The sequence below is a fragment of the Shewanella sp. SM32 genome, assembly GCF_025654235.1.
Classification (GTDB): Bacteria; Pseudomonadota; Gammaproteobacteria; order Enterobacterales; family Shewanellaceae; genus Shewanella; species Shewanella oncorhynchi.
In genome coordinates this window covers 1-13,866 of record NZ_JAKKRO010000088.1, presented here as the reverse complement: position 1 = coordinate 13,866, position 13,866 = coordinate 1, and the positions used below count along the sequence as shown (strand labels likewise).

The window sequence follows — 13,866 nt, the reverse complement described above, 5'->3', positions numbered from 1 at the left end:
GTGTAATCGGCAAGGTGATTACGTACAGTGCTTTCATGAATGCGTAATGCTTGAGAAATCATTGCCGGGGTCCAGCCTTCGGATGCAAGCAGTACTGCTTTGATGCGGTCACGAATACGCCCGTCACGCGTTTGAGCATGCTGGGTCTCTAGGACTTGTTTTTGTTCAGGAGTAAGGAGTAGTTTCATAATCGTTAGCTTGATCCTCATTTCACTGAAAATCAAGCATCTTCATTGATCACGGGTATATCAATGTCGGAGGCCCTAGGATTATACGTAATAGCGGAAGGCGTTGAGACTGAAAAACAGAGAGCGTTTCTGGAAAACGAAGGATGTAGAGTCTATCAGGGGTTCCTTTACAGCAAGCCCATACCGATTGAAGATTTTGAAGTATTTATAGACAAATATAACAGCCATGCTGTTCAATAATAACTAACAAACAATAAAGAGGTTGAGAAGTATTATGTCAGATGAAAGAGTTCGGTTTTCAGACAGTGATAGTCTGATATCTACCACGACCGCAGACAGTCACATTACATATTGTAACGAGGATTTTTGCCGCATTGCCGGATACGAAGAAGAGGAGTTACTCGGTAAGCCCCATAATGTCATTAGGCACAGTGATATGCCAAAACCCGCATTTGGTCAGCTCTGGGAGTATATTCAATCGGGTAAAAGCTGGATGGGGCTGGTAAAAAACAAATGTAAAGGCACTGGTCATTACTGGGTATCCGCCATTGTTACCCCTATTATGGATAAAGACGGTAAAGTCTATGAATACCAGTCTGTCCGGACTCAACCAACCGATGAACAAATATCCAGAGCCTATTCACTTTATGCAAAACTTCGAAATGGCACCGTTTCCATAAGGCGTATTAAGTGGGTAAGCCTAAACTTTTGGCTGCTTATTACCCAATTAACAGCGCTTATGTTACTTGCCTTCGGTGTGTTGCCGCTATCAGCGGCACTGTGGATACTAATTCCACTTTGCACCATCCAAGCTGCCACATCATTCAGGCTCAAGCAGCGCCTTGCTTCTGTCAATAAACTTGCTAAATCACACTATGACAACCCACTCATGGAGCAGCCTTACACCGGGTATTGTGATGATATCTCCCGGATTGAACTGGCAATGATGATGAAACGGGCCGAGCTTCGGGCGGCTACCGCAAGGGCCAATGAAACGTCGGAGAGCCTGCTTCAGGCCGCAACTGAAGAAGTAGCGAACAGTCAGGCCATCGACAGAGAGCTGGGTGAGCAAGATACGGCTACTGATGCTATGGCCGTTTCCGCAGAAGAGATGCTGGCCTCCATTGATGAAGTTGCTAATCAGGCTAAGCAAAGCTCTGAGTTTGCCCAAAATGCTCAAATAAAAGCTGAGGAAGGAAGCCTGACGATTGATGAGGCTGTCGAAACGGTCCATGTGCTTAGCCAGCAGCTTGATAACTCTAAAACGGCACTTGAGCAGCTCTACGCAGATGTTGATGGTATTGAAACCATTCTGGAAATGATACAAGGCATTGCCGAGCAAACTAACCTGCTGGCACTCAATGCTGCAATAGAAGCCGCCAGAGCGGGAGAGCACGGTCGCGGATTTGCTGTTGTGGCTGATGAAGTTCGCGCTCTATCAGGAAAAACCAGCACCTCTGTCGATGATATTCGCTCGAAAATAGAAGTGCTTCAGGCAACCGTAAACAAGACAGGTAGCTTGATGGAAGAAGGTATAACCGCATCAGAGCTAAGCGTCACCAAGTCCCAGAAAAGTAAAGAGGCTTTTGAGGCGATTGTGAATGATTTGGGAGCCATTGGCGAACAAAGCACCAGTATCTCACAAGCCATTACTGAGCAGGTTCAGGTGACTCAGGGCATGACTGAGCATGTGCATCGAATGAAAGAAGCCATTCGCTTAACTAAATCCCTATCATCCACCTCCGTAGACCGCACAAACCTGTTGGTTGAACGCCTAGAAAGCCTGCAACGTCTGGTGAAACAGTTCAGTCAATCCTAAAGGAAAAAGGATAATGCCATAGCTGCCATGAAACGAATGTTTGTTGGAGCTATGGCTCTCAGGCCATCTACTACCGTTTACTCATCGATTGGAATCGGAAAAGATATCCCCTCTATTACTTGAAACACAATTGGACAATTTGTCTTCGTAAAAGGTGATAAATTGTCCACACCCCCCAATACACAGCTTATACATCAATATGTTAGCTAAAGTTAGTCACACAATTCTTTGGAATCTTGCATCCCCTAGGGAGATAGTTATATCAGAGAGGTTATTGAGCTCTGCCACTTGTACCGGGGTGTAGTCTGGATAATTCATCGAAAGTTGCTGGTTATCCTTGCGCACCACCATTAAGATAAGCTCGTCCAGAATGTATTTCCGGTTGGCTGAGCTGAAATGGTCAGATAAACGTTGAATTGAATCTGGATGCGTAACGGACACAGAACCATCATACCCATAATGTTTGAATTTAAACTCTATCATTTTTGTAACCTAACGTTGTTATTTGTTCATTTTTTATATTTTTTGTATCTGATATGCGTATTGTAGCACTCTTTTGCATGAGCAATGACTAATATTGATTAGCCCTTCTCATTTGAGATAGGTCAATAAAAACATAAGCAAAATTATTGCTTGTCGCTAAGCAGAATATTCATGCAAGTTAGGGAGTATGAATGAATTGTGTAAACCTGAGAGTTTTTGGGAGTTTTCTATCACGGTCTCTCTGCTGCTAACCATGAGCAAAAGTATGGTGTTTTCAGTGGCGCGATTTGCTACTGAGTAATTGCGTTAACAAGAAAAGGGGCAATAGCTTTTTTAGCTGAATGAAAAGCTAGTGGGTTAGTGAGGATTGGCATTGTTGCAACTGTGACCGTTGACGGCGGACATGGCTGCTCTTCATATTCGTATGTTCGCGGCATCTCCACTTCTGTGTGCTATTTAAAGATGGAGGGCTTTATATTCTCTCTTTATTTCTTCTGTGTATTTCCTTTTCAATAAAAAGTATTACTTTTATGCCGTTTATACCTAGATAAAAATTTTTATCGTATTATCCCATCACTATTTCTTTATCTAGTTGATTCGCGAGAGCTAGATTCCCCACAGAAAAGGATTATTTATGGGACATAAGACATTATTGAGTGCTGTACTTTTAACCGCGACCTGCGGTGTCGCCACTTTTGCGGTGAATGCTGAATCGCTGTTTACTCCCTTTCCTGACGCCAAATCGCCTGAAGAAAAGCGCATCCACTTTACGCCCTTTGAACTTATCACCGCAGTGAATGGTGACAAGTTCACTCTGTTGCCTGTATCGGGGAAATTGACTCGACAAAGCGTTGAGTTACCAGAGGGGTATAGTCCTGAGCATGTTATCAATAACTATTTGGCACAGCTAAAAAAGCTGAATGCTGAAGTGTTATTTAGTTGTCAGGCCGTCACCTGCGGTGATGGTCAAGCCATGCAAACTCAGCTAAAGCCGCTTAAAAGCGTGAATGCCGACTATCACAGTGCTTACGTGGCGGCAAAACTGAAAGGTACTCGCGGTGAGGTTTACACCAGTATCTATGTCGTCAATCGCGAGGACAGATATACCTATCTGCAAGTCGATATTCTCGACGCTATCCCTGAGCCGCTGGACTTAATCCAAGCGAATAGTGACTTTTTACAGCAGGCGCCGAAGAACATTGAGATTAAAGATAGGCGTAGTGACGATGCTCAAGGCTCGACAGACCATCCTTTGCTGGGACGTATGCCCGGCAGTTATATTACAAGTTACAAACAAACTAACTTTACCCAAGTGCCTGTATTAGTGGGGATCTCGGGCGCAAATTATCAAACCAAATCGCTGGACACCAAGCTTACCCAAATAAGTTATCAGATGCCTGAAAGCTATTCCCTGTTTGAAATTAACAGCAATTATGCCGCAGCCGCACAAAAGCTTGCAGCAGAGCGGGTATTCCATTGCAAAGGCACGGCTTGCGGCGACGATGATAGCCTGATTAATGCCATCAAATTAATCAAGGACGATAAAGAGGACGAATGGCAGGAGTATCAGCTGTTTAAGCTTAGTCACGCAAAGGGCGATGTTTACTTCGATATCTATTCCCAAGGATATTTCGATGGCACACCTGCCGATACTACCCTCAGGGTAATGGAACTCTCTACTCTGAAGGATGATCGAGTGGCGATTGACCTCAATGCTTTGACCGATGCGATTAGCCAAACTGGCAAGGCGACGTTGGAGGGATTGCTGTTTGATTATGACAGTGAGCGCATGTTGCCTGAGTCCAAACCTGTACTGGAGGTGCTGGCAAGCTATCTTAAGCTGCATCCGACACTGAGTTTCTATGTGGTTGGACATACCGATGACAAGGGCGAGCGGAGTTACAATCAAAGCCTGTCGGAGCGCCGCGCCGCAGCTGTGATTAAGCAGTTGAGTGACGGGTTTCAAATTCCGTCGGCCCAATTAACCGCCCACGGTAACGGGGAATATAGCCCTGTCGCCAGCAATACTAATGACGCCGGACAAAAACTGAATCGCAGAGTGGAGTTAGTACTTCGTTCCGATAAAAAGTAGCTCATATTAATAAGCTTGAAAGGGGAGCTTCGTTTTATAGAAACGCCTGAGTCATCTCAGGCGTTTCTATCTTCATTGGAGTTCATTGGAAGATATTGTTCACGCGGGCATTTGTCTAAAATTGAGGTTAGTAGCTTGAGTGTATTCGCCACTTGTCTTTCTCTAAATTGTCACTGCGGCTTTAAGCACTGCAACTTCCTGTGGGGTGAGTGGCCGCATCGCTCCTTCGGCTAAGGATTCTAGCGTTAATGTCATTAATGCGACGCGCTGTAAGTCAATTACCTTATAGCCTAAGGCGCTGGACATACGCCGAATTTGTCGATTTAATCCCTGAGTCAGCACGATTTCAAAGCTGTCCGAACTGAGGCGGTGGACTTGGCAGGCCAGGGTTTGCAGGTCTTTATAACGCACTCCACTTGCCATTTGCTCAACAAAATCATCTGCGAATGGCCTATCGAGGCGTACATGGTAGGTTTTGCTGTGGGCAAAACTGGGGTGCATCAGTTTATGGGTCAGCTCACCATCGTTAGTTAACACCAGTAGGCCGCGGGAGTCCTTATCGAGTCTGCCGACGGGGTAGAGTCTTGGTGCTTTGGGAAGTAGGTGTATGAGGCTCGTTTCATCTTGCTCAAGCAGACGGCAATCCGTGCCCACAGCTTTGTTAAATACCCAATAGGCGAGCGTTTCGGCTTTAGTGATGGGTTTGCCATCAAACTCAATACGGTCGAGGCAGTTTAATGACTCGTCCAAACAGATGGGATCTGCGTGGCGGGCGATACCTCCATTGAGTGTGATGCGCCCGGCCTCAATCAAACGGCAGGCTTCACGGCGTGAGCCTATGCCACACTGGGCGAGGTATTTTGCTAAGCGCATGGATTACCCTAAAGTATTTGGCATTCTTGGGCGCGATGATACAGTATTTTTGATAGGCGCCGCATTGCAAAGGCTAGGCTTAAACACCAAATAATACTCAAGTTAGTTTGGAGCCACATATTGGCTGAGACAGGACAAAAGTGTGTTTGGAGCACACAGGGAGGGAAATCCAATATTGTCCAATCTAATTGCAGGGTTAAACTCACTGCACTACAAAAGCTGATCAGGCTCAAATAGAACAGTGGCTTTGGGCAAATAAACCGAGGCACTATCCCCGCTATAATCACAAGGCTGTGTAAGATGAGGGTGCTTAATAGATAACTCGTTGAAACTATTCTGTGTATGCTCAAAAAATTAATGGGGAATATTCCCATCAAAATCACAGAGACTCCTACCCAAGCACCTGTAAGTGCTATGCATTGGCTGAACGTATCCAGTTTTAGTAAGTAGAGCCCGGTCATTGAAATGAGTATGCAGAGCCCCGCAGCCAATAAGCTTAAATTAAACACATAAGCGAGGGGTGAGTTGATATAGTTACCTAAAAAATCAGCTCGTATTTGTAAGACTTGAACTCCAACGTTTTGATATTCAGCATAAATAGCAATTAAAACTCCAGAAGCACTAATAAAGGCTGCGCCTACAATCAACCATGTAATAAGACGATGTAGATCGTAATAACTTGGTTCTTGGTGATAAAGAGGATTCATGGAGACTAAAAATATGCTGATGGGATATGACCACATTGAATGCGGTAACTTGCCTGAATTGTTTAATGAAGGCAAGCGAGTTGATGCTTTTTCGCCAAAAGAGGGCTTTAAAATGACAAGGAATGCCTAGTGCGTTCCTTGTCATAAACGTTAGATTCTACTCATGCGACTCAAATATCATTTAGTGTCGTTTGCGGAAAATTACAATCGCAACAGCCACTACGGCTAAAATCATACAGTACCAAGCGTGTGATACCGCTGCTAATGGCGTGATGCTAAAGGTCGAAGCAATCAAGAGTGCCTGTGCACCATACGGGATCAAACCTTGGATAATACAGGCGAAAATATCGAGTATGCTGGCGGCACGTTTTGGACTCACGCCATGCTTCTCTGCTAAGTCTTTTGCAATATCACCCGTCACCACAATAGAAACCGTGTTGTTAGCCACACAAGAGTTAGTCACTGCGACTATACCTGCCATACCTAGCTCAGCTGCACGGCATGAAGCTTCACCTTGCGCCTTAGAGAAACGAGTGATCAGCTTTTCAATCTGTTTACTCACAAAGGCAAGGCCACCTTGCTGCTGCATGAGTGCGGCTAAACCACCCACTAGCATAGACAGAATGAAAATCTCCTGCATATTGCTAAAGCCAGCATAAATATCTTTACCGAATTGGATCACACCGTAATCCATAGTAAACAGGCCGGTTGCGCCTGCTAATAAGATACCTAAGGTTAAGACCACAAATACGTTCAGACCTGCCACAGCTAAGATCAAAATGGTCAGATAAGGAATGACCTTAATAAGATCGATATTCTGCGTTGCTAATTCTGCTTGGCCTTGTCCGGCAAATACAAAGGCGATTAAAGTTAGCAGTGATGCGGGGATAGCGAAAATTAAATTTTCACGAAATTTATCTTTCATATCACAGCCTTGGGTGCGCGTAGCTGCAATTGTGGTATCGGAAATAATCGACAAGTTGTCACCAAATAGGGCGCCAGACATCACGGCTCCCGCCATCAGTGCATAGTCGATTTGCGCTTGGTCGGCTACGCCTAGGGCGATGGGAGCGACAGCAGCGATTGTCCCCATAGAGGTTCCCATGGCCGTTGCGATAAAAGCGGCAATCACGAAGAAACCAGGTAGTAACAGGTTCGATGGTATTAACGATAAACCAAGAGCAACAGTAGCATCGACGCCGCCAGTGGCTTTAGCGACTGCAGCGAAGGCGCCTGCAAGTAAGTAAATTAAACACATAGCAATAATATTGCTGTGACCAATACCGCCAATAAAGGTATCAATCGATTGATTTAATTTCTGTTTTGATAAAATCAACGCCAGAATGATTGCAGGTAAAATAGCGATAACGCTGGGTAATTGATAGAAGGCAAAGTCGACACCTTGGCTTTGGAAATACACACCCGCGCCAATGAAAAGACCAAGGAAAACAAATAATGGCAACAGGGCAATAAAAGATGCCGGGCTGTGCTGTGCTGCTGTTGGATTGCTCAAATGTTATCTCTCTTTCGCTTAGGGTTTTTCCGCAGGATCCTTGGCAGTCAAACTCGCTTAAATTCAGTGTTGCCTCGGCATCGTATCCTAGCAACTTGAGGCAAAGCATATTTGATCCCTGATAACCTGTCAATTTAGACGTCTAGATGTTTTTACTTCCGTTGTGATCGCTAGGTTATTAATAGGTTGTATAAGATGAAAATTAGTCTTTATTTTAATTATTAATCAATATTTTACTTGTTTGTGTTTAGGTTGGGTTAGAGGGTTTATATCTGATTTAGCGTGTATTTCAACTGAATAGAATAGCGTGAAATTTAAGCGGATGACTGGTGTGATGGAGTAAGCTGGCTATTTATTGCTCCATTTAGTTTGAGTTGTTGGTGGGTAAGACAGCATAAATAGCGTAAATGATGAGTGGCATTAATCAATAGGGCTCATTTGGGGACGTATTGACTTAGTTCGCTTGTGCAGCGTTGTGATAGCAATGATAAGTCAAATAACTTTAATAAAACCTTAATAAGCAATCTATTGTTTTTAAATGTAAAACAGTTTCAAGCATCTAAAATCCCCATAAAAACTAATGGCAACAATTTGTATTGAAGTAGAGACTTTAATAGAATCCGCACAAATTATGTTAATTACTCTTAGTGCTTTGTTTAAATTTAACTGGATGAAGCGTTTATTGCTGATTCCTCAGATCTTCCTACTACAGTGGGTATTATCATGATACGTCGCGCTAAGCCATTACTCGGAACGCTGGTGGAAATCGCTGCCGAGTCACTGCCAAATCAAAGCGGTGAGGCACTACTTAAAGATAAAGCATTGGAAGCGGCTATTAGCGCGGCTTTTTCGCGTGTGACCCATATTGGGCGGTTGCTGAGCTTCCATCAACAGGACAGCGAGTTAAATCAGTTAAATCGGCAGCCGGGAATTTGGGTAACGTTAAGCCAAGATAGTTTACGAGTGCTCAAGTTGGCTAAGGGGCTGGGTAAGGCGAGCAACAACTTATTCAATTGTACCGTTGGCGGCGAAATGATGTCTCGCGGCGCTTTGCCTGCTTACCTTGGTATGCCATTGTTATTGCAAGGTGACTGGCAAGATATTGAAATAAAAGGTAATCAAGCGCGATTAGCTAGACCGCTAATTTTAACCTTAGATGGTATAGCTAAAGGTTATGCGGTTGATATGGCAGTGAGTGAGCTGCGTCGCGCTGGCGTGAGCGGAGGTTGGGTCAATGCGGGTGGCGATTTAAAAGTTTTTGGCAGTGCATCTTTAAATGTAGTGTGCCGCGGTCCATTAGGAGCGAGCCAAAAGCTCTGCGTTAGCAATATGGCGCTCGCTAGCTCAAGGGTCTCACAAACCTTAAGTCATGATTACCCTGCACTATTACTGCCAACTGGCAATGTTGCCGATACGAACGTCGATGCTGAAAGCGAGCGTATTGTTAGTGTGAGAGCCTCTTTTGCTTGGCGCGCCGATGCGTTAACGAAAGTCGCAGGCTATCTTAATCCCGACTTGGCCGCTGAAAAAATTGCTCACTTGGGTGGTCAATTAGTCAGTTTTGATTGATGTATCTTTTGGCTGTTTTACAGCTTTTGCAGATGATTGAATTAGAAATTCAATCATTACTGTGAGTTAACATTAAACAGTTAGTACTGTTATTCGCACTTTAACGGGTGAATCGATACAACTTGGGTTCAGTATCGTTACCGTTATTTGCAACTTGCATACGGTTGTTGGCTTTTATTGTCTTCAAGCTTTTCTTGGTATTATTTCCATTAAAAAGAGTGCCCATATTGGGCACTCTTTTCGTTTCAATAGCTAATCGCTCACCATGTGTCGTTAGTCATTTATCTTAAGCGACTTTAAATCGCGCAACTTCTTTTTGTAGGTTGCTGCAAATGGCTTTAGTGTTGACGACTATTTGCTGCGTTTCTTGGATCACTAAGTTGCAGTATCTTGTTTTATCGGATAATTCGGTCAAGTTACGATTAATTTCTTCGGTCACATGGGTTTGCTCTTCGGTCGCAGTCGCCGTTTGAGTGGACATCTCACTGACCTTAGAGGTGGAGTTTAGAATTTCATCTAGTGCATCTTGGGTTTGGCTGGCGAGGGTCACGGTTGATGTGGTCAAGCTAGCTCCCGATTCAATGCTTTTAACCGCATCATTTACTCCGCGTTGCAACTCTTCAATCATGCGCTGAATATCTTGGGTTGAGGTTTCGGTACGACTCGCCAGTGTACGTACTTCATCGGCGACTACGGCAAAGCCACGGCCCTGTTCGCCAGCACGTGCCGCTTCAATGGCCGCGTTAAGGGCAAGGAGGTTAGTTTGCTCAGCGATTGAGCGGATCACATCAAGCACTGAGGCAATATTGGCAGAATTGACTGAAAGTTTTTCAATAACAGTCACGGCATTTTTAACTGATTCAGACAGTTGCTGAATATGATTAACGGACTGGGCGAGGATATTCTTACCCTCTACTGTTTGGTCATTCACCTTAGTGATTTCGGTGGCAGTATGAAGAGCGTTACTGGCGACTTCTCTTACGGCTGCACTCATTTCATTCACTGCTGTGACAATGGTATCGACAAACTGCTCTTGTTCATGGCTGATGTTGATTGTGGTAGCTGACTTAGTTGCAAGGCTTTCAACGGTTTGGCTCACATCTTTAGTTTGACCAATAATCGAGATGACCATTTGCTGTAGCTGCTCTACAAATAAGTTAAATGCATGGGCGAGCTCGCCGATTTCATCCTGACGTGTGATAGGGATCCTTTGGGTTAAGTTACCGTCACCATCGACAATGTCATTGATCCTGCTAGTGATATCTTCAATTGCATTGACTATGATTTTAGGTCCGAAGTAGGCAATCAAAAGCGCCACAATGGCGACTAAGCTCGCTATCGTTAAGGATATTTGGGTTTGGGTGGTTGCCTGTTCCGTTGCTTGTAAATCTAGCTCTTTTACTCTGTTATCGGCGGCTTCGCCCGCGGCATTGTAGATATCTCTTAATGCCTTAAATTCTTGCTTGGATTTGGTTTCGTGGAGTTGTTTCGCGCGTTCAAAATCATTACTTTTAACGGCATTAATGACCTCTGATGAGGCTTGATACCAGAGCGAAAACTGCGCCTCAAAGCCACTGGTTGATTGCAGTACTTGCAGGTGATCTGTCAGGATTTGTTTAAATTCTCCCATTCTGTCACGGGCTTGATCGACATTCTCTTGCCAGTTATCAATCTCACTTTTGCGATTATCGGCAGATAATTCTTCCCTGAGTAACACTTCTTCACTTAGCTGCGCTTGATAAAGGTCGCGATCTGCATTGAGAATTGCCGAAATTGCGGGATTAAATAACTGACTAAATTCCTGCATCTGTTTCACAGTGGCACGGCTTTGCATAGCGTCGGTGACCGCCATGACAATGAGGGCTGTCGCCATAATGGCAAACATCAGTGAAAACTTAACGCGAATACTGTTAAACATAGGACGATCTCCATTAATAACTTAATAAATAGCTTAGCCGTTATTTATAGAATTGCCTTTGCGTGCAGCAGATTGCGATGGGATTTTGTACGCATTGAAATAAGCGAAACCGCCTTGGTCACTGTTACCAAGGCGTTGACGCATTACTTTGTATTATTCAGGACAAGCTAGGGTAGAGATGACTTTAGGCTTAGGTTTTATCTGCACTAGCATGACGCCAATAATGACCATAGAACCGCCAATATAATGAGAAATGGCTAAGGTTTCATCTAGGATGATGGCCGCCAGTATCGCCGCAATAATAGGCATTAAATTAAAGAATACACTGGTGCGATCGGCGCCGAGTTTGCTTATGCCATTGATCCAAGCCCACGGCGCTAAAAGTGAGGCAGCGATAGCAGCGTAAAGTATCAGTGGTGCTGATTGGGCACTGATCGCCATGCTGGGACTCGTAAACAGCAGTGGCGTTAGCATGAATACGGCTATGAGTCCTTGAATATAAACCGATTCCCAAGTCGGTAGTGGCAGTTGCCAGCGTTTCAGTAATACGCCATAGAGCGCATACACAAAGGCGCTAAAGAGCAACAGTAAATCACCTTGGGTCACGCCGATGGCAAGGTTCATCATATCGCCGTGACTGAGCATAAAAATCAATCCAAATAGCGAGATTAAGGTGCCACCAAAGGCTAACGGTGATAATTTTTGCTTGAGTAATGGCACGGCTAAAAACAGACTGATCATAGGCACGAGAGAGGTGATTAATGCCATATTTGTTGCCGTGGTGGTTGCCGCCGCAAAATAGGCCAGACTTTGGTTTAGCACCATACCTAACAAAGCCAAAGTAGCGAACTTAGGTAACAAAGGTAGTATCACTTGGCGTTTTTGCCAGACGCGACTTGCGACAAAGGGGGTTAACAATAACATAGCGAAAAACCAACGGTAAAACGCTATGGCTTCAGGATCGATAATCCCAAATGAGAGCTTGTTGACTATCGAATTGCCTGCCCAAATTAATACGGCCAACAGGGGAAACAAATACAGCATGGTCTTGCCTTTAGGTACTGGCTAAAGTGACAGGCCTTAGCTTATGGCTTATCACTTGAGCATCCAGATAATAGATTAGTGGCTATTATCCATGGTCGGTTATGATATAAATATCGCTTATCAGACAAGGTCAGTTCCTCTACGGACAAGCGTAATCTGGGTTAGCGATTTCGTTTGAGTTTTTTGGATCACCATAGCTTTGAGGGCATCAAAATGCGCACGGTTTACCATCCGCTCACGGCAGAGCAAGAGCCTGCTGCAGATATCTTCTTCAACTATGAAGCTTTCCTGCCAAATACGGTAACGCCAAAACATCAACATATTTGGGGGCAACTGCAGTTAATCAGCGGTGGAATTATGGAGTTACATGCTGCAGGGCAACGGTTTTTATCGCCGTCACAATATGCGATTTGGGTTCCTGCGGGGATAGAACATGAAAGTTATACTCGGCGCAGTATTCATTATTGCTCGATGAATATAGTTGCCGAGCGAGCTGCGGCTTTTCCCATAGAGACTTGTCTTTTAGCCGTAACATCCATTGCCCAATCGATAGTGAACGATCTGCGGGAGCGGCAAGTCACTGTGGCAGAAACTGCGGCGGATAAGCGACTGGTTGAGGTTTTGCTCGATCAGCTGACCTTGGGTAAAGCTCTACCGCAATTTCTGCCCACAGTCTCAGATAAACTGTTACAGCCGTTGTTGCTGGCACTTGAAGCCGACCCTGCGAGTTCGAAAACCTTTAAATCTTGGGCCAGTGAATTACATACCACAGAGCGTACCTTAGCTCGTCGCTGCCAAGAGGTTCTGGGAATGAGTTTTACTGAGCTAAGACAAAGGCATAAGTTTATCTATTCCTTACAACTATTACGTCAGGGACTTGCGATCAAAGAAGTGGCATTGACGCTCGGCTATAACCAAACTTCGCCTTATATCGTGATGTTTAAAAAATATGCTCAGTGCTCACCTGAGCAGTATCGCCGCCGATTGTGATTGAGTGGCTGATGGAGCAAGGCTTAATAAAGGCGAGATAATGAGATCCTATGCGAAAGTCGCGCTAGATGATGCACTAAAAATATTGGGGGAAACTGTGAAATAAGATAGGGTGCTAAAGTATTAACACCCTATTTTCGGCCTATTTAAAGAGAGGATTTAAGGTTTTTTACAGAGTTAGATAAGTTAGTCGGAAGCCTTTTGGCGGTTCCGTTTATCTTGACGCTTCTCTTTTAAGGTTTTCATTGGCGGTTTTTTGTTTTTTTCTTTACTCATAGATATAAACTCCAAAGTGAAGGTTACTATCCGAACCCGCGCCGCAAATCGGTTTCGATAGTTGGGCTCAATTTTTTATTTCAGGCTTTAATTGAGACGGTTTATTTATAAAGAGTATAAAAATAAATTTAACGATTGAGGCGCCGTGCTGAAGAATCCCCTGATGATTTACAAATAAATCATCAAATTAGGGTGGAAGCGCATCTTGTTGCATGATCAAATGGTTTCGCTAAAAACTACACTTGGACAACAAGATGCGCGAAGCCAATATCCTACAACATTCTTTACACCAATACTGCCCAGAACTTCACCTAAAACGATTAAACAGCTTGATGCTGGCCTCTAAGGCACTGATTGAATGTAAGACACTGACCTTGACTGAGTTAGGTCGAAA

Annotated in this window: 12 protein-coding genes and 1 pseudogene; 7 read left to right on the top strand and 6 right to left on the bottom strand. The window is 44.3% G+C overall.

Features of this window, described 5'->3' with window-relative positions; all coding sequences use genetic code 11:
- On the bottom strand, positions 1 to 188 hold a 188-nt coding region (locus L5M10_RS21995), incomplete at its 3' end, for a helix-turn-helix domain-containing protein (RefSeq protein WP_263179487.1).
- 63 nt (positions 189 to 251) lie between these two features.
- Here L5M10_RS21995 and L5M10_RS21990 point away from each other — a divergent pair.
- Both L5M10_RS21990 and L5M10_RS21985 read left to right on the top strand, forming a co-directional pair.
- The gene (locus tag L5M10_RS21990) at positions 252 to 428 is read left to right on the top strand and encodes an EAL domain-containing protein (RefSeq protein WP_263255925.1); all 177 of its coding nucleotides are present in this window, start codon (positions 252 to 254) and stop codon (positions 426 to 428) included.
- Positions 429 to 462: 34 nt separating this feature from the next.
- Complete coding sequence (locus L5M10_RS21985; RefSeq protein ID WP_263255923.1) at positions 463 to 2,007, top strand: methyl-accepting chemotaxis protein; 1,545 nt, start codon at positions 463 to 465, stop codon at positions 2,005 to 2,007.
- A 216-nt stretch (positions 2,008 to 2,223) separates the two neighbouring features.
- Here L5M10_RS21985 and L5M10_RS21980 read toward each other — a convergent pair whose 3' ends face one another.
- Positions 2,224 to 2,490 (bottom strand): hypothetical protein, encoded by a 267-nt coding sequence (locus L5M10_RS21980; RefSeq protein ID WP_103201376.1) that lies wholly within the window; start codon positions 2,488 to 2,490, stop codon positions 2,224 to 2,226.
- A gap of 634 nt (positions 2,491 to 3,124) precedes the next feature.
- Between L5M10_RS21980 and L5M10_RS21975 the strand changes: the two genes are divergently transcribed.
- The gene (locus L5M10_RS21975) at positions 3,125 to 4,582 is read left to right on the top strand and encodes an OmpA family protein (protein WP_263255922.1); all 1,458 of its coding nucleotides are present in this window, start codon (positions 3,125 to 3,127) and stop codon (positions 4,580 to 4,582) included.
- Between the two features lie 162 nt (positions 4,583 to 4,744).
- On the opposite strand, the gene L5M10_RS21970 is transcribed toward L5M10_RS21975, so the two are convergent.
- Positions 4,745 to 5,455: a 23S rRNA pseudouridine(2604) synthase RluF gene (locus L5M10_RS21970; RefSeq protein ID WP_263255920.1), complete on the bottom strand. Its 711-nt coding sequence runs from the start codon at positions 5,453 to 5,455 to the stop codon at positions 4,745 to 4,747.
- Positions 5,456 to 6,160: 705 nt separating this feature from the next.
- Here L5M10_RS21970 and L5M10_RS21965 point away from each other — a divergent pair.
- Positions 6,161 to 6,292 carry a hypothetical protein gene (locus tag L5M10_RS21965; RefSeq protein ID WP_263255918.1) on the top strand — a complete coding sequence of 44 codons (132 nt, stop codon included), beginning with the start codon at positions 6,161 to 6,163 and terminating at the stop codon, positions 6,290 to 6,292.
- 51 nt (positions 6,293 to 6,343) lie between these two features.
- Here L5M10_RS21965 and L5M10_RS21960 read toward each other — a convergent pair whose 3' ends face one another.
- Entirely contained in the window at positions 6,344 to 7,675 is a 1,332-nt protein-coding gene (locus L5M10_RS21960; protein ID WP_105250033.1) for a Na+/H+ antiporter NhaC family protein, read from the bottom strand.
- A 723-nt stretch (positions 7,676 to 8,398) separates the two neighbouring features.
- On the opposite strand from L5M10_RS21960, the gene L5M10_RS21955 reads away from it, so the two are divergent.
- Entirely contained in the window at positions 8,399 to 9,244 is an 846-nt protein-coding gene (locus L5M10_RS21955; protein WP_198572961.1) for an FAD:protein FMN transferase, read from the top strand.
- A 286-nt stretch (positions 9,245 to 9,530) separates the two neighbouring features.
- On the opposite strand, the gene L5M10_RS21950 is transcribed toward L5M10_RS21955, so the two are convergent.
- On the bottom strand, positions 9,531 to 11,162 hold the full coding sequence (locus tag L5M10_RS21950) for a methyl-accepting chemotaxis protein (protein WP_168824943.1): 1,632 nt from the start codon (positions 11,160 to 11,162) through the stop codon (positions 9,531 to 9,533).
- Between the two features lie 153 nt (positions 11,163 to 11,315).
- Positions 11,316 to 12,206 carry a DMT family transporter gene (locus tag L5M10_RS21945; RefSeq protein WP_263255914.1) on the bottom strand — a complete coding sequence of 297 codons (891 nt, stop codon included), beginning with the start codon at positions 12,204 to 12,206 and terminating at the stop codon, positions 11,316 to 11,318.
- A 213-nt stretch (positions 12,207 to 12,419) separates the two neighbouring features.
- On the opposite strand from L5M10_RS21945, the gene L5M10_RS21940 reads away from it, so the two are divergent.
- Both L5M10_RS21940 and L5M10_RS21935 read left to right on the top strand, forming a co-directional pair.
- Positions 12,420 to 13,196: an AraC family transcriptional regulator gene (locus L5M10_RS21940; protein ID WP_263164248.1), complete on the top strand. Its 777-nt coding sequence runs from the start codon at positions 12,420 to 12,422 to the stop codon at positions 13,194 to 13,196.
- Between the two features lie 530 nt (positions 13,197 to 13,726).
- Positions 13,727 to 13,866: pseudogene (locus L5M10_RS21935) on the top strand (IS4 family transposase); the annotation flags it as partial.